Below are 23,090 nucleotides of genomic sequence, written 5' to 3' on the forward strand. Positions count from 1 at the left end.
GCGCTGGATGGATGGTGCGGTGTGCGCGTGAAAGGGTCGGACGTGAGGCTTGCTGGGGTGCTGTCTTGACCTCTTGCTGACGACTGGCGCGATTCGCAACGTGGCGCCGGTTCGGTCTCGGACGAGGCCGGGATGCCAAGGCCGGGATGCCATCTCCCCGGTAGCGGGCGTGTTGTGGAACGACGACGCCCAGGTCGCGCGGCGCCGGCGCGCAGCAGCGCGTGGAGCTATGGGGCGTTCACGGGCTCCGGGCGGTGAGCGGTCGCGCACGGTGTCCCACCGGTGGTCGATGGGCCCGTGCCGAGTGGCGATCATGGTCGAGCGACGAGGCGCGGCCGGACGGCTGAGACCGGGCGCGATGTGGCGGAAGGCGCACTGGTTCCACGTGGAACATGGCCGCGCATGTGGGCCGGTTCCGTACACGAGGTCAATCTGGAAGACGCCGATGCTCCTTGGCATCGACGTGCGACGACGCGCCGTGCGCCTGAGTCCTGCTGAGGGAGGCGGACCTGTGCAGGTCCGGAGGCTCACTCGCTGCGGCCTCTCTCGAGCCGTACGCCGGCTCTCGCTCCTGCGATAGGCAAAAAGCGGCTCTCGCTGGGGAGGAGGCGGTTGGGGTCGCCTCTGACTGCTACCCCTGTCCCCGCACGCCACGACGGCGGTAGGTCGCGGGCGTCGTTGCGCCCGCGACGTCGTCAGGCTCCCGTCCAGTGCTCTCCGCGTGGACGTCGTGCATCCGGGATCCGACCCATTCGCCCGTTCCAGGTTCCAGTCATCGGCGCGGTGTCCGGCCGCGTGGTCACCAGGTCGACGACAACGGGCCCGTCTGTCGCACCGGTGCCGGCTGCGTTGAGTCTTCGTGTTTCACGTGGAGCGCAGGCAGCTAGTGCGCCAGCCCGGCGCGTCCGGGCGTGCACCCAGCGGCAGTCAGGGATAGCCACCCCTGCACCGGACGTGGCCGCAGCGGCCGTGACCACCACGACGCACCACGAAGTGCGGACAGGGAGTGCTGGCGTGTCCTCGAGCGTGAAGATGCAGGTCAGGACGGCGCGCCTTCGTCTGGCGGACCACCTGGCAAGGTCCCCTGACGCGGACCGCACCGCGGTGGCGCCGTAGCGGCTGCAGAGGGCGACTCACCGCGCACTCGCGCTCGTGGGCGCAGTCAGGGAGCCGACCATGCGTCCGGCGCGTCAGCCGGAGCGGCGGAGCTGTAGGCCGACGCCGGGACTGCCGCGGGTAGCTGGCCGACTGGTCAAGGGCCTAAGTCGGGGTGCCGCACAGCGCGGGCGCATCCTTCTAGCCGGTCCCTGATGGATGGTGCCCCGACAGGCGGATCGGCTCGGGCGCATCCGGAGGCATCTGGCGCGACCCAGTTGGCCTGCGGAGGCATGCGAACCATGCGTGTACCTGCGCGGAGCTCATCGGCACCAGAGGGCGGACGGTCTCGTGCCGCGGGGGTCCCGGGTCGACGGCCAGGGGCGCGGGCCGGTGCATCGAGTGAACGGCCGAGAGCCCACCAGCACCGACCCATCACGTCACTGGCCTCCTCGTCATCGTCGCCTCGGGTCCCAGCACGGCGACGGCTCCCGGGACCGACTCGTCTCCTCAGCCTGTTTGCCTGGGGGTGGCGTCCGCCCACGCGCGGCTCAGCGACCGGACGGTCCTGCCGGGGCGAGGTCCACCCAGGCGAGCTCACTGCAACCGAGCGGCTCCCTCGGGGTATCGCTCGAGGCAGGCTCAGCATCTGTTTCACGTGGAACGCCGTCGGCGCTCGACCAAGGAGCAGCCCGCGTGGAGCAGAGAAGCGGCGCGCGGCGGGCAGGTTGCCTGTGGCGTCAACGCGGGCGGCCGGGCACGCGAGTGCGCGGGACGGGCCGGGTCGGCAGATGCGGACTGCGCGAACGTCGAGCGGATCCAGCGGCCTGCACGGAGCGGAACTGACCTGGGGTATGCCACACACCGCGAGTCGCGCGCGGGCGCGGGGCGGCGTCCCGCCGTTGACGGGACTTGCGTGGGCGAGCCACGGGCCTGCATGAACTCGTCACCTGGGCCGGTCTCGGACCCGAGGCAGACCAGGCCTGCCCTCGCACGGGGGCCGTGCGTGTGGAGGTGCGCCACGGTCTGACTGGACGCGTTTCACGTGGAACGAACCGTACGGACCGCGCGGGATACGCCTTCAAGTCCGGCCGTGGCCCCGGCGTTCGGGTGTCGAGGGCAAAAGTACGGCCAGCGGTCGTCCTGGGCTGCCGTGAGCAGAAGTTGAGGGCGAGCGGCACTCCCGGGCCGCCGGGGACAGCGGTTCACGGGGAGCGGTCCTCCGGGGCTGCCGGGGTGGGGGTTGACGGGTAGCGGTCCTCCGGGGCTGCCGGGGTGGGGGTTGACGGGTAGCGGTCCTCCGGGGCTGCCGGGGCGGGGGTTGACGGGGAGCGGTCCTCCGGGGCCGCCGGGGTAGGGCCTCACAGGCAGCGGTCCCCCAGCCGCCGGGGAAGGGCTCCGTGCAGCGGAGCCCACAATCAACTAGCGATCGCGGCTTGACCTGCGACGAGACATGGGCCCCCGTCCACCATCGACGATTCTCATGCGGCACGGGCCGCTGGCTGCCCTGCCGGACGCTGAGGCGGAACGAAGCGGCCAGCGGCCACGGCCGGCCCTCAGCCGTTCACGTGGAACCGGCAGGCGGCGGGCAGGACCGCGGGTCGCCCGTGACGGACCTATCGGCCGTCAGGGGATTCAGCCACCAGCGACGCTGGTCCACGTCGTCGGCGCCAGACGCATCGCAGTGAGCGAGGCAGTAGGAGTGTCATGCATCGACGGTGGCGGGCGAGGTTCCATGTGCGCCCGACCATCGCGGTCGTCGTCCGGGAGGCGCTCGCCCCCCGGGCGCTTTGGTGAAACAGTAGTCAAGACGTTCGGTCGACGAGCACCCGCGGAGTTGTGAGGACATCGACCAACGGCCAACGGCATAGCTGTGCAGGGCGTCCGGTTGATCACCGGCGGCGGGGAACTCAAAGGCCTGCCTGGGTCGATGGGCTTGACGGGGTCCACGGGGTCCACGGGTTCCACGGCCTTGCCGTTTTGCCGCGGTGAACGCCCTCGAGCGCGGTCTGTGCCTCGTGAACGGGCGACGCGCTGATCTGCATCGACGCAGCGGGCCGGTGCGCCAGCCATGCGACGCCCGACTGTGCCGCAGTCCAGCGCCAGGAGGTGCTGCCTCGTGTGCGGGCGGTGTGCAGCGCCCGACGCGGTGGACAGGTGCGTCGTGCGCATCGCGCCGGCGGGCACGGGACGTGGTCGGCTCGTGAGCCAGGGTGCGGGGAGTCGTTGTGCGTGACGATCGGGTCGGTGACCTGCCCCTTCGGGCATGATCGACACCGCCGTGCGGACGTTGGTGACCGGGCTGTTGGGCAGCCTCGTGCCCCGTGGCGCGGGAACAGGGGCACCGGGGAACGGCAGGACTTTAGGAGGGTTCACGCAACGCGGGTGCTCGGCGCGGCACCTGCAGTGGCGTCGATGGCGGAGTCTGCTCTGCCACAGCGGCTGACCGCGTTGAGAACGTCGCAAGCGACCTTCTCCACAGCCCGCGGGGGAGACCACCGTGCGGTGACCGGCGGGGTAGCGTATCCCCGCAACGAACCGGGACGGCGGGGCCATGCTCGCAAGCGCCCAGCGCTCGTTTCACGTGGAACAGGAGCCGCCGAGTGCCAGACGTACCGAGCGCTGAGCCAGCGAGCGAGACGATGGCCGACCCGTGGGAGAACGACCCCCGCCTGGCCGACTACTTCGGTGAAGCATGGCCCGCGGTGGCGGCCTTTCATGACTTCCTGGTCGCTGAGGGCGAGCTGCGAGGGCTGGTCGGGCCCCGCGAGGTCTCGCGGCTCTGGGAGAGGCACCTGCTCAACTCAGCGGCGGTCGTCCCGTTCCTTCCTGAGAAGGGTGTGATCGTCGACGTGGGGTCAGGCGCTGGGCTTCCGGGCGTCGTCGTGGCGGCGATGCGTCCGCAGGCCGACGTGATCCTGGTCGAGCCGATGGAACGCCGCGTCGCGTGGTTGCTTGACGTCGTCGAGCGCACCGGACTGACAAACGTCGAGGTGAGGCGCGCGCGGGCGCAGGACCTCGATGGGGCGTTGGAGGCCGACGCCGTCACCGCGCGAGCAGTGGCGTCTCTGGACAAGCTCTTCCGGTGGACCGCACCCCTGGTCCGCGAGGGCGGCCGTGTCGTCGCCATGAAGGGTGCCCGAGCCGAGGAAGAGCTCGCTGCAGCCGCCAAGGTCATGCGGTCCGTCGGACTGACCGATGGCCGCGTGCACGAGGCGACGACCATCGCCGGGACCGAACCCACGCGGGTCGTGTCAGCCGTCCGAGGAAGAGGTGCGCGTGTTCGGTAGGAAGAAGCGCCGCGAGGAGCGCGAGGCCGCGGAGCGGGCAGCGGCGCAGGCCGCAGCGGCATCCGGAACGATCCCGGACCCGGTTGTTGCCGGCGGGCGCCCGACGGGCGGCACGCCTCAGCAGCCGCGGCCGGCCATGCCCGACCCGGCGGACGCCTTCGTGTCCGCGCCGCGTGACGTGTCGCCAGTGCAGGCGCAGCCACACGTGCGCGCACGGGCCACCGACGTTGCTGGGACGGCGGATCAGGGGCTGACCACTGGCGACAGCGCTCCGCCGCCTGCTTCCGCCGCCCTGTCCGGGTCTGTTGCCTCCACGGAGCCCTCGTCGCCTCCCGCAGCCCCCGCGGCACCTGCCGCAGCGGCGTCATCGCCCGCGGCTGGCGTCGTCTCCGAACCAACAGGTGCGGGCGCGATGACGACCGCGCCGGCGGGATCACCTGATCAGCCCGGCCCGCGGTGGAAGCCGCAGGATCTCGGCGCACAGCGGAACGCCAGGGGAGCCGACGCTGACGTCCAGGTCACGGCCGGTGAGAACGGCTCAGGCTCAGGCGCTGCGCGGGTAGCGGATTCCTCCGCCCGCGGCGACGTCGTTTCACGTGGAACCGGTTCGCGCGGCGACGGCGCCAGCGGCGCGGTTTCACGTGGAACAGAGTCCCCGACGACAGGGACGACAGACGACGGGTCCGTGACGGAGCCGCGCGAAACAGTTGCCTCTCATGACGTCGCCCCGCAGGATTCCAGCGCGCACGACGCCAGCGCGCACGACTCCAGCCCGCACGACCCCAGCCCGCACGACCCCAGCCCGCACGAGGCCGCCTCGCACGGTGCCGCGCCGCATGACGCCGCCCCGCAGGACGCCGCGCCGCATGACACCACCTCACACGATGCCGCGCCGCATGACGCCCCCCAACCGGATCCTCGCCCCCGGCGAGCGGGACGCCCGCAGCCGGTGTCGGTCGTCGACCTCGGCGCCTCATATCCCTGGGCCGCGGACGGTGCTGCGGACGAGGTCGCGTCGGCCCAGCCCGATGCTCCGTCACAAGCGCCACCGGGCGGCGCGCTGGACGACGACATGGACGACCTGCCGGAAGGGCCGCGCGTGAGCGCACCGGACGGTGCACACGGAGCACCAGGGTCGGCGGGGGAGCCGCCCCCAGGGGCTCCAGAAGCAACAGCCGGCGTCACCAGCAGCGGGACGCCACCTGAGGACGAGAGAGGCACCGTGGAAGACCTGCCAGAGCAGCAGGAGGGGGCCGTGGACACGGCTCCGCACCCGCTCGGCGACCAGGACGAGGCGCGCAGGGCTGCCCTCGTCGACAGCCTGCCGCGTCCGTCTGCGGACACGCCGCTGCTCGCCGAGCTGCAGCTCGACGCGCGGCGTCGCATCGAGCTGCGCGGCCGGAAGTTCCCGCGCCCCGAGCGCACCCGCGTGATCACCGTGGCGAACCAGAAGGGTGGGGTCGGCAAGACGACCACCACGGTCAACCTGGCGGCGGCTCTCGCCCAGGCCGGCCTCCAGGTCCTCGTCCTCGACAACGACCCCCAGGGCAACGCGTCGACGGCCCTGGGCATCGACCACCGCGCTGGGACGCCGTCCATCTACGAGGTGCTCGTGGACACCGCGCCGATGCACGAGGCGGTGCAGGAGAGCCCTGACGTCCCGGGTCTCTGGTGCCTGCCCGCGACGATCGACCTGTCGGGTGCCGAGATCGAGCTGGTCTCGATGGTCGCACGTGAGACGCGGCTGCGGACGGCGCTCGACGGGTACTTCGAGTGGCGTCAACGTCAGGGTCTCGAGCAGATCGACTACGTGTTCGTCGACTGCCCGCCGAGCCTCGGGCTGCTCACCGTCAACGCGTTCGTGGTGGCGCGGGAGGTCCTCATCCCGATCCAGTGCGAGTACTACGCGCTCGAGGGCTTGTCGCAGCTGCTCAAGACGATCGAGCTGATCCAGGCCCACCTCAACCCCGGGCTCGCGGTGTCCACGATCCTGCTCACGATGTACGACGCACGCACCAACCTGGCGCAGCAGGTGGCGCAGGAGGTGCGCACGCACTTCCCCGAGCGGACGTTGCGCACGACCGTCCCGCGCTCGGTCCGGATCTCGGAGGCCCCGAGCTACGGGCAGACGGTCATGACCTACGACGGCAGCTCGTCGGGCGCCCTCGCCTACCTGGAGGCCGCCCGCGAGCTCGCGGAGCGGGCCGTTCCCAGCACCACCACCCCCACCACCGCCGGCGTGCCGGGCGGCTCTGCACAGGAGGACCAGTGAGCGAGAAGCGTCGCGGTCTCGGCCGTGGTCTGGGAGCACTCATCCCGACCGGCCTCGACACCCCGCGCAGCACCAAGGACCGGCCGGTGGACGTCTTCTTCCCTGACGCAGTCGGGGCGGCGGCCGAGCAGGCCGCCGCAGCGGCAGCGGAGGCGGCAGCGGTGACGTCGGCGGCGGCGTCCGATGCGACCGTGTCCGTGGCCACGAAGGTGCCCGTGGAGAGCGGTGACGCCGCGAGCACGGCACCGACTGACGGTTCGGCCAGCGCGTCGCAGCCGGGCACGTCGGAGCCGGCCACCTCGGAGCCGGGCACGTCGGAGTCGGGCACGTCCGCGCCGACCACGTCCGCACCGGCGACGTCGTCGGTGGACCTGGACCGCATGCCGGAGCCCGCAGAGATCGACGGCCTCCTGCCCGTTCCGGGCGCGCGGTTCGCGGAGCTGCCGGTGGGCTCCATCCGGCCGAACCCGCGTCAGCCGCGCACCGTGTTCGACGAGGACGCACTCAGCGAGCTCGTCGGTTCCATCCGTGAGGTCGGTGTCCTTCAGCCGATCGTGGTGCGGGCCGTCGACGACGGCTACGAGCTCATCATGGGGGAGCGGAGGTGGCGCGCGACGCAGGAGGCCGGTCTCGACACCGTTCCCGCGATCATCCGCGACACCGAGGACTCGGACCTGCTGCGCGACGCGCTCCTCGAGAACCTCCACCGCTCGCAGCTGAACCCTCTCGAGGAGGCCGCGGCCTACCAGCAGCTCCTTGACGACTTCGGGTGCACGCACGAGGAGCTGGCGTCCCGTATCCACCGCTCGCGGCCGCAGATCTCGAACACCCTGCGGTTGCTGCGGCTCCCGCCACTGGTGCAGCGGCGGGTCGCGGCCGGGGTCCTCTCGGCGGGGCACGCCCGCGCCCTGCTCGGCCTCGGCGACGGTGCCGCGATCGAGCGGCTGGCGCAGCGCATCGTCTCCGAAGGGCTGTCCGTTCGCGCCGTCGAGGAGATCGTCTCGCTGGGCGGGGACGAGACGCAGCCGAAGCGTCGCCAGCGCACCCGGGCGGGCATCCGCAACGAGGCGCTCGACGAGCTCGCGTCGCGGCTGTCGGACCGGTTCGAGACGCGCGTGAAGGTGGACCTCGGCAAGACCCGCGGGAAGCTGACGGTCGAGTTCGCGTCGGTCCAGGACCTCAACCGAATCCTCGGAGCCCTCGCACCGGAGGACCCGGGGGTCCTCAAGCACTGAGGTCCCAGCGCTGAGCGGGGTCTTCGACGAACTGAGTATGGCTCACTAATTCGTCAGAACGCCCCGAGCGCCTTGATGACCGGCCGCGGCACCGGGTCGGGCCCGCCGACTCGCCATCTGGGCGAGCCTGGTGGAGCCCGATCAGGCCCGTGCGGGCGGCCCGGAGGCCCGCGTGTGGCGTGATCGGCGGTCGACCCGGCCGGGGCCGGCCCGCCCGGACCCTCGAGGGCCGGGTCGGACCGCTCGCCCGCGACCCCACGAGCCTCCGCTCAGCGGACCACGAGCGGGGGCGTCGTCACGCGTCCTGACCGGGTCAGCTCGGCGCGGGCCCCGATCGATCAGGCCTGCTCGGCCGCCAGCAGCTCTTCGACGGCTTCCTTCAGCACGGCCTTCGGCCGGGCGCCCACGAGGCTGTTCTCCATCTCGCCGCCGGTGAAGAACGCGATGTACGGGATCGACTGGACCTTGAAGTCCTCGAAGAGGCCGGGGTTGGCCTCCGTGTCGACCTTGACGAACTTCACGCGTCCGGCGTACTCCGCCGAGAGCTCCTCGATCACAGGGGCCACCAGCCGGCAGGGCCCGCACCAGCTCGCCCAGAAGTCCACGACGACCGGGAGGTCGCTGCGCAGCACCTCGGCCTCGAAAGTCAGGTCCGTGACGTCGATCGTGCTCATCGCTGCTCCTCCGTGCTCTCCTCGACAACGAGCGCCGACCCCGGCGAGACCGGGTCGACGACATCGGTGAGCCCTGCCAGGTAGTGCTGCGCGTCGAGCGCGGCCGAACAGCCGGAACCGGCGGCGGTGATCGCCTGCCGGTAGGTGTGGTCGACGACGTCGCCGCAGGCGAAGACGCCGGGAAGGTTGGTGCGCGTCGAGCGGCCCTCCACCTGCACGTAGCCGTTCTCGTCGAGATCGACCTGACCGATGAGGAGGTCCGTGCGCGGGACGTGGCCGATCGCCACGAACAGCCCCCCGGCCGCCACCTCGCGCGTCTCGCCCGTGACGGTGTCCTGGAGTGTCACACCGGTGACCTTCTCCTCGCCGTGGATCGCGACGACCTGCGAGTTCCACGCGAACGAGATCTTCGGGTCCGCGGCCGCGCGGTCGGCCATGATCTTCGAGGCCCGCAGCTGGTCGCGGCGGTGGACCATCGTCACCGTCTTGCCGAACCGCGAGAGGAACGTCGCCTCCTCGACCGCGGAGTCACCGCCGCCGACCACCAGGATGTCCTGGTCGCGGAAGAAGAACCCGTCGCAGGTCGCGCACCACGAGACGCCGCGTCCGGACAGGCGCTTCTCGTCGGGCAGGCCCAGCTCGCGGTAGGCCGAGCCGGTCGCCAGGATCACGGCACGGGCGCGGAAGACCTCGCCGCCGGCCGTCGTGACCACCTTGACCTCACCGGTCAGGTCCACGGACGCCGCGTCGTCCCACAGCACCTCGGCACCGAACTTCTCGGCCTGCTTCTGCATCGAGTCCATGAGCTCGGGGCCCTGGATCCCGTCAGGGAAGCCGGGGAAGTTCTCGACCTCGGTCGTGTTCATCAGCGCACCGCCGGCCGTGACCGACCCGGCGATCACGACGGGCGCGAGACCGGCCCGCGCGGCGTAGATGGCGGCCGTGTAGCCGGCCGGTCCCGAGCCGACGACGACGAGGTCGCGCACGTCGGTGGGGGTGGGCTGGACGGCGGATTCGGTCACAGGGTGCCTCGCTGGGTCGCTCGACGTCGCCGCGGCGACGGGGCCGGAGGACGGCCCGGGATTCTGGATCGTGCAACCGATCGTAGGGTGCTTCTGTTCCCCGACGAAGGCGGCGTCCACCGCCTCCCTCCCACACTCAGGAGACGGTGATCTCCGTGACCTCGATGCGGAACTGACCTGCGGCGTTGGTGGGCAGCTCGGTGAAGTACAGGACGAGCGTGGACGCCTGGACGGGTTCCGTGAACGACAGCACCGTCGACTGGCTCAGCGTGCTCGACGCCAGCAGGTCGCCCTCGGTGGGTGTCGCGGCCGTCGTCGCGCGGACCTCGACGTTGCCACCGGTGCCGTTGACGTTGACCGTGACGCCGGAGACCGTGGCCTCCTGCGCGAGCGTCACCTCGAGACCCATGCCCTCCTTGAGCCCACCGAAGTCCGGTCGGTTGTACGTGTAGGAGAACCAGAAGGTGCTCGGGTCGCCGTCGATCGCGAGCTCGACGTTCTCGACGCGCTCGCCTGCCGGGTCCGTGGGGTCGAACGTCCGGACGGACGCGATCACCGGCGGCGCGCCGTCCGGCGCCTCGTCCTCGGCGGGCTCTTCCGCGACGGGCGGCACCGCGTCGCCGGTAGCGGACGGCTCCTGCTGCGTGGTCTCGTCGGCGAGCGGCGCACTGCCGCCACCAGGCGTGTCGAACAGGGAGCGTGCGGCGAACACCAGGCCGATGAGCACGACCACGCCGACGATCACGAGGACCAGCGCCGTCGGGTCGAACCGCCGGCGCGGCTCGTCGTCCTCGACGAACGAGAACGGGTCGTCGGCGAAGCTGACGCCCTCGTCGTCCCACGGCTCGGGGGCCGGGGCGACCGGCGGCAGGGTCGCCGGGACGACCGGGGTCGGCATGCCGACGCCAGCCGCACCGGCCGGCAGCACGCCCGTGCGCTCGACCCGGCCCGCGGGGATGCCGCTGCGCGCCGGGATGGCCGGTGGCGGTGTGCCGGGGCGCGGCGTACCGGCCGGCAGCTCGTCGAACGCGGAGCGCACCGACTGCCGTGCGACGCGCACGGGTGCGGTGGGTCGCTCGGGCTGGTCCGTCACGGCGGCCGCGGCGCCTGCGGCGACCGCACCCGCGGCGCCGCCGCGACCGTCGGCGTCGTCCGCAGCCCGGCCGATCCGGATCTCGCCCCACGGCTCGAGCTCGTGCACGACGTCACCGGGGGAGTGCGGGCCGTCGTCGTGCGGGCCGAGGGTCACGGCGCACAGCGTGTCGAGGTCGTTCGGGATGCCCGGTGCGATCTCTCCCGGCGGCACGGTGACACCGTCGAGCACCGGCGCGGGCTGCACGCTCGTCGTCCGGACGTCGTCACGACCCGCGGGCCAGCGGCCCGTCAGACCCGTGTAGAGCAGCCGCACGAGGTCGACCGCGTCGGTGCGGCTGGTCGCCCGGGCGTCACCCTGGCCGGCGCCCATCAGCGCGGCGTCGATCGCAAGGCCCGACACGAGCACCCGACCGTCGGCCGACACGTGCACGACCGACGGCCTCAGAGCCAGGTGGTGGACCCCGCGACGTCGCGCCACCTCGAGTGCCGCGGCGGCCTCGCCGACCACCGCTCGCGCCTGGTCCGGCGTCAGCGCGCCCCGCTCGACCAGCTGGGCGAGGGACGCACCGGTGATCTGCTCGGAGACGACGTACCCGACGCCCTCGTGCATGCCCACGTCGAGCACGCGCACGAGCCGGGAGTCCGTGACGAGGGCGGCACGGCGGGCGGCGTCCAGCGCAGGCGCGACGGCGCCGGACTGCAGCACCCGGACCCGTACGGGACGGTCGAGGATCTGGTCGGTGGCGCGCCACACGGACACGCCGTCGAGGTCCGACGGCAACGGGTCGACGACCCGGTAGCGCCCGGCGAGCACCGTGCCCCGGCCGACCTCTTCCGTCACCGCGCCACCTCCGTACCCGCCCCGACCGGCGGACCTGCGGTCACAGGCCCGTGTGTGCATGCTAGACGGCCCGGGGTCAGCGCCGCCCCCGCACGCGTCGCAGGACGGGTCCCAGCAGCTGGTCCAGCTCCCGCACGTGCAGCAGCCGCAGCGCCCCCAGGTACGTCAGGCCCATCACCGTACCGACGACCACGCACTGCAGGAGGGCTCCGCTCACGTCGCCGGGGCCGTACGTCCTGACGGCGAGGAGCGTGCCGTACCCGATCGCGGCCGCTACGAGGGCCGCCACGCCCGCCCGGGCATGGGTGCGCAGGACGTGCCCGGCGTCGACGCTCCCGCCGAGGCGCCCGCGTAGGGCGCGCATCGCGAGGGCCGTGCCGACGAGGTACGACACGCTCATGGACACGCCCGCACCGACGACCCACGAGCTGTTGGGGAGCAGTGCCCTGCCCAGCAGCGTGCCCCCGGCCACGACGACCGCCATGACGACCTGGACGGGCACCATGCCCTTGGCGTCCTCGTAGGCGTAGTAGACCCGCTGGCACATCGACCAGGCACCGAAGGCGGGCAGCCCCACGGCCATCGCGACCACGACGGGGGCGATGGCGTCGACCACGCCGGGAGGCTGGGAGAGCGCGAACAGCTGGACGACGGGCTGCGCGAGCACGACGAGACCCGCGGCGGCGAGCAGCGTGAACACGGCGACGACGCGCATGCCCGACGACAGGCTCGCGCGGACCCCGGCGACGTCGCCGTCGTGGGCCTGCGCGGACAGCCGCGTGAACAGGGCCGTCGCGAGCGACACCGTGACCAGGGAGTGGGGGACCATGAACACGGTGAACGCCAGGTCGTACGCGGCGTTCCCGGCGATGTCGCTGCCCGCCGCGAGGTCCTGACCCGGTGCGGCCATCGAGACGCGCGAGACGATGACGTACCCGAGCTGGCCGATCGCCAGGCCGACGAACGTCCACTTCGCGACGTCCCCGGCCCGGCCCAGGCCCGACCCCCGCAGGCCCCACCGCCAGCGGTAGCTCACGCCCGCGCGCCGCAGGAACGGGACGAGGACGAGGGCCTGGCACACGATCCCGAGGGTCGCGGAGCCGCACAGGAGCGCCACCTGACCGAGGCTCCAGCCCGCAGCGGTCGGCAGCTCGTCGAACGGCCGGACGAACAGCGCCCAGAACAGCCCGAACCCCGCGATGGACACGACGTTGTTGACGACGGGCGCCCACATGTACGGGCCGAAGGAGCCGCGGGCGTTGAGCACCTGCCCGAGCAGGGCGTACACGCCGTAGAAGAAGAGCTGAGGGATGCACCAGTACGCGAACGTCGTCGCGAGCGCGAGCTGGGCCTCGCTGGGCGACTCGCCGTACAGGCGGACCAGCGCGGGTGCGGCGAGCGTCAGCGCCACGGTGGCGACGGCCAGGAGCGCGAAGCCGAAGCTCAGCAACCGGTCGACGTACTCCTGGCCCGAGCTGCCGCGGTAGGCGCGCACGACCTGCGGCACCAGCACCGCGTTGAGCACGCCGCCCGCGAGCAGCATGTAGAGCACGCTGGGCATCTTGTTGGCCACGGAGAAGGCGTCCGCGGCCTGGCCGGTCGCACCGATCGCGGCGACCAGCACGATGGTGCGCAGCAGGCCGAGGAGCCGGGAGGCGGCCGTGCCGCTCGCCATGAGGGCGGCACCGCGGCGTACCCCGCCGCTGGGTGCGCCCGTCGCGCGCCCGTCGCCACCGAGGGGCTCCACCGGGTTCGCCGGGTCGCCGGGAACGTCCTGCGGGTCGCCCGGCGGCGGGGTGGTGCCGCTCACGCGTCGTCCCCTTCCGGTGTGCCGCCGAGCACGGGCAGCGGCCGGGTGCCGGCGTCGTCGTCCACGCGACGTGCACCGCGACGCGCGCTCTGGCCGCGCCGCACGGTGCGTGCGACGCCCAGCACGAGCCCGACGGCGAGCAGCGCGCCCACGACGGCCGTCCCGACGGACTCGATCGTGGGGGACGCGCGGAACTCGAACGTCACGGGCTCGGCCAGCGGCGCACCGTCGGCACTCGTCAGCACCGCCTCCACGACGACGTCGCAGTTGGCGATCGCGTGGACCTGCACGGGCACGACCTCCACGCCGCCGGCGGGGACGACGACCGTCTCGCTCGGCTCGGTGCGCAGGCACCCCTTGCGGGGCCGGGTCTCCACCCGGACGGACGCCGCCGCCGGCAGGTCGTTGCGGACGGAGAAGCGGACCTCGCTGTAGGCGCTGATGCGGTTCTGGTTGCTGGTGCGGGCGAGCGTGAGCCCGACGCGTCGCGCGTCGACCGCGTCGACGACGGCGTCGACGAGCTCCTGGCGCCCCGCGGGGTCGGTGCGCCAGGCCGTCGCGACCGGCGCGAGCACGGCCGTGTCGACGCCCGCGAGCAGGGTCGCGGCGCCCTCGCCGGTGGCGGCGGCGAACGCGATCGTCGCGTTGCGGGCGTCGGCGAGGCGCCGCACCTGCTCGGGGGCGAGCGCCTCCGGGTCGTCGACCACGGCGGGCAGCGCCTCGGTCCGCTCGCCGGCACCCCGCGCGCCGAGCAGGGCCGTCAGCGGGGCGGTGCGCGACCAGGGCGCGCCCTGGACGGCGCCGAGGACCGCCTCCACCAGCTCCGGGTCCGGGTCCGCGTCCCGCGGCAGCGCGATGAGGACGTGCTGCAGGCCCTCGTCGGACCCGCGGGCCAGGACGGACAGCTCGGCGAGCACGCGCTGGACCACGGTGGCGTCCGTGGGGTCCGGGACGAGCTGCTCGGGGTGGCTGAGGAGCGTCGTGAGGGTCGTGTCGGGCACGAGCCCGACGAGGTTGCCGGCGGTCGACGTGAGCTCGGTGCGTCCTCCGGCCCGGTCGGGGTCGACGGGCAGGTCCCCGGGCGCCAGGACGAGCACCGACGCCCCGGCCTGCGCGGCGAGGTCGACGGTCGCCTGGTCCGTCGCCGGGCCGGGCGCCCACAGGACGTCGGTCCGGGCGGACAGCGGCCGGCCACCGTCGATCGCCTCGCTCGCGGCCGTGGCCGAGACCGCGACGGCGGCGTCGAGCAGGTCGGCCGCGCCGCCGTGGGCGAGCGCCGTCAGGTCGGGGTCCGCCCAGGGCAGGGCGACGAGGTCCCGGCCGACGGACACGGCGGTGAGCGTGTCGGCCCAGGCAACCTCGTCGTCCGTCCCGGAGCGGGCGCGCGCCAGCAGCGCGGGGTCGACGACGATCGCCACGTCAGGGCTGGTGCGTGCGACGTCCAGCATCGAGTCGAGACGCCCGCCGGGCTGCACGAGCTCGGCGAGCGCCGGTCCGGGCGCCGCGATGTCGATGTCCTGCGGCACCGGCGCCTGCCCGACGAAGGGCGCCAGCAACGACACCCGGGTCTGCGGGACGTCGTCGTTCTCGGTGGCCCACAGCACGAAGGACCGCTGCAGCCCGACGCGCTGACCTGCAGAGACGGCCTGGACGCTCAGTCCGCGGGCGCCCCACGTGTCGGGGCGGTCGAGCAGGCCGACGACGTCGGCGGGGACGGTGACCGCCAGGTCGACGCTCGCGCCGGGCGCGAGCGGGCCCTCGGCTGTGACCTGCGCGACGCGGCTGCCCACCCGCCGGCCGGTGAGCGGCTCGTCGAGCCAGCGCTGCAGGTCGTCACGGGTGCCCGGCCGGATCCGTTCGAGGTGGACGAGCGCGCGCGGGTCGCCGACCTCCTCGCCCGACGTGTTGGTGAGCCGGGCGCGGACGACGAGGTCCTGCCCGGGCCGCAGCACGGTCGGGTTGATCTCGGTGATCTGGACACGCACCGGCAGGGCGTCACCGTCGACGGGTGCCGGTGTCGCCGTCGTCGCGAGACCCGGTGCGGCCGTCGCGCCGGGGGCCGCCACACCGGCGAGCCCGAGCAGGGCGACCAGGGCGACAAGCAGGACGCGGCCCGCGCGGTGCCGGGGCGCGCTCAGCGGCCGCCGCCGCGGGGTCGCGGGGTGTCGTGGCAGGTCCGGCACGCGGACGCGTGCGCCCATCAGTCGTCGAGGACCGTGAGCGCCATCCCGGCGAGCCGACGCTCGTTGGGGTAGGCGAGGCGGCCCGACAGGTCGGCGACCCGTACCCACTCGACGTCCTCCGCCTCCCCGTCGGGGTCGTTCTCGACCGTGAGGTCGCCGTGCAGGGCGCCGAGGAGGAAGTGGTGCACGACCTTGTGCACGCGGTGCTCGTCACCCGAGAACCAGTAGTCGATCACCCCGAGGCGCCGCAGGACCTGACCGGTGATGCCGGTCTCCTCCGCGATCTCCCGGACGGCGGCCTCCTCGGGCGTCTCGTCCCCCTCGAGGTGGCCCTTGGGCAGGCACCACTCGAGGCGTCCCGCGCGGTTGCGGCGCGCGATGACGGCGGCCGCGTAGTGACCGTCCTGCCGGGCGACGACCAGCCCTCCGGCCGACGTCTCGTCGACCACGGGCAGGGCGACGGCGTGCGTGCGGGCGGGCATGCGCGCCGGGTCGATCCGCAGGGGGTGCCCACCAGGCGGTGCCGGCACGCGCCCGTGACCGGACGGATGCGCAGCGGGGGACATGCCGACACTGTAACGACTCCTCCCGGACCGTTCCGTTCGGACGTCCCGGAAGGCCACGCACCGACCGCGGTCGGTGCCCGGACCGGCTGCCGGCGCGACGTGACGCCGACGCCGCCGGGACCTCTGGCAGGCTTGGCGGGTGCCCGAGCTCCCTGCCGAACCGACCGACGCCCCCACCGACCCGCCCGCGGACCGGCCGGACCCGGCGGCCGTGCAGCAGCTGCGCCGCCGCGCGCTGGAGTCCCTCGCCGTCATGGCACCGGACGCGATCGACCTCGGCAAGCGCTTCCGGGCCGCGGGGTACGACCTCGCGCTGGTCGGGGGCCCGGTCCGGGACGCCTTCCTGGGACGGGCCAGCAACGACCTGGACCTGACGACGCCGGCGACGCCCGACCAGGCGGAACCGCTGATCGCGGCGTGGGGTGACGCGCACTGGGACATCGGGCGGGAGTTCGGCACGGTCGGCGCACGCCGCTTCGCCGGACGCCGCGGGCCCGGCTCGCAGGACGTGGTCGTCGAGGTGACGACCTACCGCACGGACGCGTACGACCCGACGTCGCGCAAGCCGCTCGTGGAGTTCGGGGACACCCTCGAGGGGGACCTGTCGCGCCGCGACTTCACGGTCAACGCGATGGCGGTGCGCGTGCCCGACCTCGTGTTCGTCGACCCGTTCGACGGCCTGGCCGACCTGGCGGCCGGTGTGCTGCGGACCCCGATCGACCCGCGGCGGTCGTTCGACGACGACCCGTTGCGCATGATGCGCGCCGCGCGGTTCGTCGCCCAGCTGGGCTTCCGCCTCGACGACGACGCCCGCGCCGCGATCGTCGACATGGCCTCGCGCATCGAGATCGTGTCGGCCGAGCGCGTGCGCGACGAGCTGACGAAGCTGCTGCTCGCGCCGCACCCGCGCGCCGGGCTCGAGGTGCTCGTCGAGACGGGTCTGGCCGACCACGTCCTGCCCGAGCTGCCCGCCCTGCGTCTTGAGATCGACGAGCACCACCGCCACAAGGACGTCTACCAGCACACGCTCATGGTGCTGGAGAAGGCGATCGCCCTGGAGACGGGCCCCGACGGCGAGGTGCCCGGCCCGGACCTGGTGCTGCGCCTGGCCGCCCTGCTGCACGACATCGGCAAGCCCCGCACGAAGCGGTTGGAGGAGGGCGGCGGCGTCAGCTTCCACCATCACGAGATCGTCGGCGCCAAGCTCGCGTCGAAGCGGCTCAAGGCCCTGCGCTTCGACAAGCAGACCGTGCAGGACGTCGCGCGCCTCACCGAGCTGCACCTGCGGTTCCACGGCTACGGCGAGGGTGAGTGGACGGACTCCGCGGTGCGCCGCTACGTCACCGACGCCGGGCCGCTGCTCGAGCGTCTGCACCGCCTGACCCGCTCGGACTCCACGACGCGCAACCAGCGCAAGGCCGCGCGCCTGAAGGCCGCGTACGACGACCTGGAGAAGCGCATCGCGACGCTGCGGGAGGCGGAGGAGCTCGCGTCGATCCGCCCGGACCTCGACGGCACGCAGATCATGGAGATCCTCGGCATCGGTCCGGGGCGCGACGTCGGTGAGGCGTACCGCCACCTGCTGGAGCTGCGGATGGAGCACGGGCCGCTGGGCGAGGAGCGGGCACGTGCGCTGCTGCTCGAGTGGTGGGCGGCGCGCGAGGCCTGACAGGGGTGCCCGCGGTGCCGACGGCTCACGACCAACCTCGCGGGGCCCCTCGTCGTTGTTGAGGGTGTGACGACGACCAGCGGGAGGACGTGAGCCGTGGGACGGCACGACGTGCTCGACGAGCTCGTGCGCGACCGGTACCCGGCGCTGCTGGCGCGCGCCCGGATGCTCACGCAGGACCCGGTCGCGGCGCAGGACCTCGTGCAGGACGCGCTCGTCGCGACCTTCGCGGGGCGCGCGCGGTTCACGGCCGTGCAGGCAGCCGAGCAGTACGTGCGCCGCGCGCTGGCCACGCGGTACGTCGACGGTCTACGCCGCCGCAGCCGGGAGCGCGCCGGCGTCGAGCGCCTGGCGGCACTGCCCGCGGACGTCGCCCCGGACCCCGCCGACACCCCCACCCGCCTGGCCGACGACGTCGAGGCAGCGCTGGGCACGCTCACGCCGCAGCAGCGCGCGTGCGTCGTGCTCCGGCACGTCGAGGACCTGTCCGTGCACGAGACCGCCCGGCTCCTGCACCTGTCCGACGGTGCCGTGAAGCGGTACACGTCCGACGCGGTACGCGCCCTGGGCGCGCTGCTGGGAGCCCGTCCGCCCGTCGACCCGGAGGTGCCCGTGCACCTCGTGCCCACCCCGGAGGACCGCCGTGGCTGAGCGACCGCCCGACCTGGCCGACGTGCTGCACGCCGCCGAGGACCAGCGCACGCGCTTCCTGGCGGGCGCGCCGACCGACGAGGTGCTCGTCCGCACGCACGCCGCGCTGGCGGCCGCGCGCCGGCGACGGACCGCGCTCGCGGTGACCGGGGCGGCGGCGTGCCTCGCGCTGCTCGCCGCCGCAGTGCTGACGTGGCAGCCGCGGGCCGACGTGCAGCCGGCGGACCCCGACCCGACGACGTCGACGGTCGAGGTGCCGGGCGTCGGCCCGCTGCGCCGCGCGACGGAGGACGAGGTGCGCGGTGCGCCGCCGGGCAGTGCGCTCGTGCTGTGGCAGCAGGCCTCGTACCGCGAGACCGAGCGGATCGGCAGGACACCCGCCGTCGGCGACCTGTGGTTCCTGCTCGTGGACCCCGACGGCACGGTCCTGCAGGTGGCGCCCGCACCGGTCGGGTACGACGTCCTGCTGTCGTGGGACCGCCCGACGGCGACGGCGGTCATGGCCGCCGACGGGGGCACCGGCTCCTCCGTCGTCGACGTGCTCACCGGCCGCGTCGTCGGGGCGTCGGACGAGTGGGCCGGCGAGGCGGCGAGGTCGCCGGACGGCACCCGTGAGGCGCACGTGCTGCACGACTGGGAGGAGGGGATGCGCCTGGTCGTGGGGCCGGTGGGCGGCGCCGACGTCCGTCTCCCGCTGCCCGCGTCCCACTGCTCCTCGGTCGTGTGGCTCGACGACACGCGTCTGGTGCTGTCGTGCGACTGGGAGGGCCCGGCGGACGAGGTCGGCCGGGGCAGCGAGCTGGTGCTCGTCGACGCGGTCACCGGCGCGGAGCTCGAACGGGCGGCTCTCCCGCCGGACGCCGCGAACGTGCTCACCGGGCCCCAGCGGCTCGCGGACGGCACCGTGGTCCTGCCGACCACCGTCCGTGACGGTGACGTGTGCCGGACGCGCGTCGAGCGGCTCGACGGCCTGGAGCGCGTCCCGCTCGGCGAGGTGCCCGTGGGGAAGCTGACCAGGCTGCTGGCGGGCACCGCCGACCGGCTCCTGGCGGCCGGGGCGCCGACCTGCTGGGGGTCCACGAGCATCGGCGTGTGGTCGCTGGACACGGCGACCGGCGACGTCACCGAGGTCCTGCCACCCCGCGCGTCCCCCGACGGTCCGCTCGGGATGATCCACTGGGTCGGCTGAGGTTCAATCGACCCGCACCACCAGCAGGCACACGTCGTCCTCCTGGTGCTCGTCGACGAGCGCGGACGTCAGCGCGTCGCACACCTGGGTCGCGCTCGCGTCGTCGGGGACGGACGCGAGTGCGGCGGACAGCGCGGCGATGCCCTCGCGCAGGCCGCGGTCGCGCCGCTCGACGAGGCCGTCGGAGTACAGGACGAGGAACGCGCCGTGCGGCACGTCGGCGGACTCCTCCGGGACGGTGCCCGGGCGCACGGGCGGCAGGCCGACGGGTGTGGAGCGGCCGCCGTCGAGCCCGTGGACCTCCCCGCCGGGCAGCCGCACGAGGGCCGGCGGGTGGCCCGCGCTCGCCCACGTCAGGTGCGCGCCCGTCGTCGTGCGCTCCCAGCGGACCAGCACGCACGTCGCGACGTCGGCGACGTCGAGCGCCCGCACCAGGCCGTCGAGGCGTTCGAGCGCCTCGCCCGGGCGGTCGCCGCGCCACACCGACGCGCGCAGCAGCGAGCGGAGCTGGCCCATCGACGCCGCGGCCTGCAGGTCGTGGCCGACGACGTCGCCGACCGCGAGGCTGACCGCGCCGTCGGGCAGCACGAACGCGTCGAACCAGTCGCCGCCGACCTCGGAGCGGCGGCCCGACGGCAGGTACGACGCGGCCACGTCGAGGCCGCCGACGTCCCCGAGCACCGGCAGCAGGCTGTGCTGCAGCGTCAGGGCGGCGTCGCGCTCGGCCAGGTACAGGCGCACGTTCTCCAGCAGCACGCCCGCGCGCCGCCCCAGGTGGGCGGCGGTGACGACGACCTCCCGGTCGAACCCGTCGTGCTCGCGGTGCACCAGGCACAGCACGCCCAGGACCCGGTCGCGGCCCGTGAGCGGCACGAGCAGTGCGCTGCCCAGGCCCAGGGTCTCGAGCAGGCGGAGCTCGGTCGGCGTGGTGCGGCCCGGCAGGCTCGCGACGTCCACCGGCATCGGCATGGGCACGTGGTTCACGCCCGCGGCCAGGGTCTGCGCGACCCGCGGGGACCGTGTCAGCCACGTCGTGCCCTGCGTCCCCAGCGCGTGCGCCACGGCGGCGTGCGCGGGGTCGGCGGTCACGACGTGCACGCGCTCCATGTGCCCCGTCTCCGAGGCCATCGCGACGAAGCCCCACGTGGCCAGCCGCGGCACCACCAGGTCGGCGAGCGCGTCGACGGCGTCGCCGTACTCCAGGTGCCGGGACAGCTCCTCACCCATGCGCGCGAGCAGCTCGAGCCGGTCCGCGGTGCGGTGCATGAGGGACAGCTCGAGCGTGCGCGCGGCCTCGCCGTCCGCCTCGGCCGTGACGTCGACCTGCACGCCGACGCGGTGCGTGACCTGGCCGTCGGCGTCGCGCAGCTGCGTGATCGCGAGCTGGTTCCAGAACGGTGAGCCGTCCTTGCGGACGTTGAGCAGCACCTCCTGCACGTCGTCCCCCCGCGCGAGCGCGGTCCGCAGCCGGTGCACGGCCTCGGGATCGGTCTCGTCGCACTGCAGGAACCGGCAGTTGCGGCCGCGGACCTCCTCGGCCGTGTACCCCGTCAGCACCGTGAAGGCGGTGTTGACCCAGACCAGGGGGTCGTCCGGCTGACGCGGGTCCGACACGGCCATGGCCAGGGGGCCGGCCTCGAGGATCGCGCGGGCCAGGGGCTCGGCGAGCACGTCCTGGGGGAGGGGGTTCTCGCCGTCGACGGCGCGCGGTGCGTCGTCGGGCGTGACCCTCGCGGTCATGCAGGCACCTCGACCGGCGGCGTGCCGACGGGCGTCGGCGTGCGTGGGCTGCGCGCGAACGCCACGGCCCCGGCGAGGTAGACGGCGGCCAGCCCCGCGAACAGCGGGGGCGACCAGCCGGTGTCGGGCAGCGCCACGGCGGCCAGTGCGGCCGCGCCGACGAACGCGGCGTTGTACAGCACGTCGTACAGCGAGAACGCGCGGCCGCGGTAGGCGTCGGCGGTGTCGCGCTGGACGATCGTGTCGACCGCGATCTTCGCGCCCTGCGCGGCCAGGCCCAGCGCGCCGCCCGCGGCGAGCACCGCGGCCAGCGACACCGTCACGACGAGGACCAGCTGGCTCACCACGGCGAGCAGCAGGCACAGCACGATCCACACGTGCGGCCCGACCCGCGGGCTCAGCACGGGCGTCAGGACGACGGCGAGCGCGAACCCGACGGCGCTCGCGGCGAGCACCGTGCCGAACGTCGCCAGGCCCGCGGCCACGTCCGTGGGGTCGGACAGCAGGTTGCGGGAGATGAGGATGCTGGCGATGAACACCGCGCCGTAGCAGAACCGGTGCAGCGCCATGATGCCGAGCGCGTACGCGGGCGTGCGACGCGCGACGAGGTAGCGACCGCCGGCGACGAGACCGCGCGCGAGGTTCCCGAGGGCCTGGCGGACGCGCGAGGTGGGGGTGCGCTCGTCCGGACCGAGCTGGTCCGGTGCCAGGCGCGTGGCCAGGCCGGACGCGCACGCCATGACGGCGGCCGCGACGACCAGCGAGATCGCGTCCCGCACGCGTCCCGTGGGCAGCAGCAGCCCGAGGACGAAGCCGAGGGCGCCCCCCACGCCCGCCGCGGCCGCGCCGAGCGTCGGCGTCAGCGAGTTCGCGGTCAGCAGCAGCGGCCCGTCGACGACCTTCGGCAGCGACGCGGACAGCGCCGCGAGCAGGAACCGGTTGACCGACAGCGTCACCAGGGCGAGCACGTACACCGCCGGCCCCACGCCGCTGGTCAGCATGATCGCCGCGATGACGAGCGTGAGGGCGACGCGCACGAGGTTGCCGAACAGCAGCACCTGACGGCGCCGCCAACGGTCCAGCAGCACGCCGGCCCACGGCCCGACGATCGTGAACGGCAGCAGCAGGACCGCGAACGCGGCCGCGACCCCCGTCGCCGTGGACGCGTTCTCGGGCGAGAAGAAGAAGAGGGTGGCGAGCCCGATCTGGAACATCCCGTCCGACGCCTGGCTGACCAGGCGTACGGCGAAGAGCCGGCGGAAGCCGGTGAGGGGCCACAGGGCCCTGAGGTCGGAGATCACCTGCACCTGGCAAGGTTACGTCCCCGCCCTCGCGGGCGAGGGGGGACCCCCCAACCTTCCGGACGTGCTGCTCCGTTCTCCCGTGGGGCGGGCGACACGAGGAGGAGCAGGTGAGCAGGAGCTGGGAACGGCTGCTCGAGGAGGTCGCGCGGGAGCGGTACGCGCGGCTGCTGGGGCGTGCCGCGCTCCTCGTGCCGACGGGGTCCGACGCCGAGGACCTCGTGCAGGACGCGCTCGTGGCGACCTTCACCGGCCGCGCCCGGTTCAGGACCGCGGCCGAGGCCGAGCAGTACGTGCGTCGCGCGATTGCCACGCGGTCGGTGGACCGGGCGCGCACGGCGGCGGCGGGCGTGTCGGACTGGGACGCGTCGCGCTGCCCGCGCCGTGCGCCGGCACGTCGGACCCCGCGCTCCCGGCCGACGGCACGGTCCGGTCGCTCACGGACGGCTGGTCGCCC

Annotated in this window: 14 protein-coding genes and 1 pseudogene; 7 read left to right on the top strand and 8 right to left on the bottom strand. The window is 73.9% G+C overall.

Annotated elements, in window-relative coordinates:
• The first annotated feature begins 3,737 nt into the window (after positions 1-3,737).
• From rsmG to IR158_RS10135, 3 genes are all read left to right on the top strand, one after another.
• Complete coding sequence (gene rsmG, locus IR158_RS10125) at positions 3,738-4,385, top strand: 16S rRNA (guanine(527)-N(7))-methyltransferase RsmG (RefSeq protein ID WP_291812585.1); 648 nt, start codon at positions 3,738-3,740, stop codon at positions 4,383-4,385.
• Positions 4,386-5,640: 1,255 nt separating this feature from the next.
• A complete protein-coding gene (locus tag IR158_RS10130) occupies positions 5,641-6,657 on the top strand; it encodes a ParA family protein (protein ID WP_291812586.1) in 1,017 nt (338 codons plus the stop codon).
• Positions 6,654-7,892 (top strand): ParB/RepB/Spo0J family partition protein, encoded by a 1,239-nt coding sequence (locus IR158_RS10135; RefSeq protein WP_291812587.1) that lies wholly within the window; start codon positions 6,654-6,656, stop codon positions 7,890-7,892. Before IR158_RS10130 ends, IR158_RS10135 begins: the two co-directional genes overlap by 4 nt.
• 338 nt (positions 7,893-8,230) lie before the next feature.
• Here IR158_RS10135 and trxA read toward each other — a convergent pair whose 3' ends face one another.
• The 6 genes from trxA to IR158_RS10165 all read right to left on the bottom strand — a co-directional run bounded on the left by trxA (position 8,231) and on the right by IR158_RS10165 (position 16,083).
• The gene (gene trxA, locus IR158_RS10140; protein WP_291812588.1) at positions 8,231-8,566 is read right to left on the bottom strand and encodes a thioredoxin; all 336 of its coding nucleotides are present in this window, start codon (positions 8,564-8,566) and stop codon (positions 8,231-8,233) included.
• On the bottom strand, positions 8,563-9,588 hold the full coding sequence (gene trxB, locus IR158_RS10145; RefSeq protein WP_291812589.1) for a thioredoxin-disulfide reductase: 1,026 nt from the start codon (positions 9,586-9,588) through the stop codon (positions 8,563-8,565). The genes trxA and trxB overlap by 4 nt, the downstream gene beginning before the upstream one ends.
• 136 nt (positions 9,589-9,724) lie before the next feature.
• Positions 9,725-11,524, bottom strand: a complete 1,800-nt coding sequence (locus tag IR158_RS10150; RefSeq protein ID WP_291812590.1) for a hypothetical protein — start codon at positions 11,522-11,524, stop codon at positions 9,725-9,727.
• 76 nt (positions 11,525-11,600) lie between these two features.
• Positions 11,601-13,334: a murein biosynthesis integral membrane protein MurJ gene (gene murJ / locus IR158_RS10155; protein WP_291812591.1), complete on the bottom strand. Its 1,734-nt coding sequence runs from the start codon at positions 13,332-13,334 to the stop codon at positions 11,601-11,603.
• Positions 13,331-15,535: a DUF6049 family protein gene (locus IR158_RS10160; protein WP_291812592.1), complete on the bottom strand. Its 2,205-nt coding sequence runs from the start codon at positions 15,533-15,535 to the stop codon at positions 13,331-13,333. The genes murJ and IR158_RS10160 overlap by 4 nt, the downstream gene beginning before the upstream one ends.
• Positions 15,535-16,083: an NUDIX hydrolase gene (locus IR158_RS10165; protein ID WP_291812593.1), complete on the bottom strand. Its 549-nt coding sequence runs from the start codon at positions 16,081-16,083 to the stop codon at positions 15,535-15,537. The genes IR158_RS10160 and IR158_RS10165 overlap by 1 nt, the downstream gene beginning before the upstream one ends.
• A gap of 211 nt (positions 16,084-16,294) precedes the next feature.
• On the opposite strand from IR158_RS10165, the gene IR158_RS10170 reads away from it, so the two are divergent.
• The 3 genes from IR158_RS10170 (at position 16,295) to IR158_RS10180 (ending at position 19,592) form a co-directional block, all read left to right on the top strand.
• Entirely contained in the window at positions 16,295-17,752 is a 1,458-nt protein-coding gene (locus IR158_RS10170) for a CCA tRNA nucleotidyltransferase (RefSeq protein WP_291813349.1), read from the top strand.
• Between the two features lie 96 nt (positions 17,753-17,848).
• Complete coding sequence (locus IR158_RS10175; RefSeq protein ID WP_291812594.1) at positions 17,849-18,403, top strand: sigma-70 family RNA polymerase sigma factor; 555 nt, start codon at positions 17,849-17,851, stop codon at positions 18,401-18,403.
• Positions 18,396-19,592: a hypothetical protein gene (locus tag IR158_RS10180; RefSeq protein WP_291812595.1), complete on the top strand. Its 1,197-nt coding sequence runs from the start codon at positions 18,396-18,398 to the stop codon at positions 19,590-19,592. The genes IR158_RS10175 and IR158_RS10180 overlap by 8 nt, the downstream gene beginning before the upstream one ends.
• Before the next feature lie 3 nt (positions 19,593-19,595).
• Here IR158_RS10180 and IR158_RS10185 read toward each other — a convergent pair whose 3' ends face one another.
• Positions 19,596-21,332, bottom strand: coding sequence for a SpoIIE family protein phosphatase (locus tag IR158_RS10185; RefSeq protein ID WP_291812596.1), 1,737 nt, complete (start codon positions 21,330-21,332; stop codon positions 19,596-19,598).
• Positions 21,329-22,639 carry an MFS transporter gene (locus tag IR158_RS10190; protein WP_291812598.1) on the bottom strand — a complete coding sequence of 437 codons (1,311 nt, stop codon included), beginning with the start codon at positions 22,637-22,639 and terminating at the stop codon, positions 21,329-21,331. The genes IR158_RS10185 and IR158_RS10190 overlap by 4 nt, the downstream gene beginning before the upstream one ends.
• A gap of 185 nt (positions 22,640-22,824) precedes the next feature.
• Between IR158_RS10190 and IR158_RS10195 the strand changes: the two are divergent.
• A pseudogene (locus IR158_RS10195) lies at positions 22,825-22,914 on the top strand (RNA polymerase subunit sigma-24); the annotation flags it as partial.
• Between the last annotated feature and the right edge of the window lie 176 nt (positions 22,915-23,090).

Source organism: Cellulomonas sp. (assembly GCF_015234515.1).
GTDB lineage: Bacteria > Actinomycetota > Actinomycetes > Actinomycetales > Cellulomonadaceae > Cellulomonas.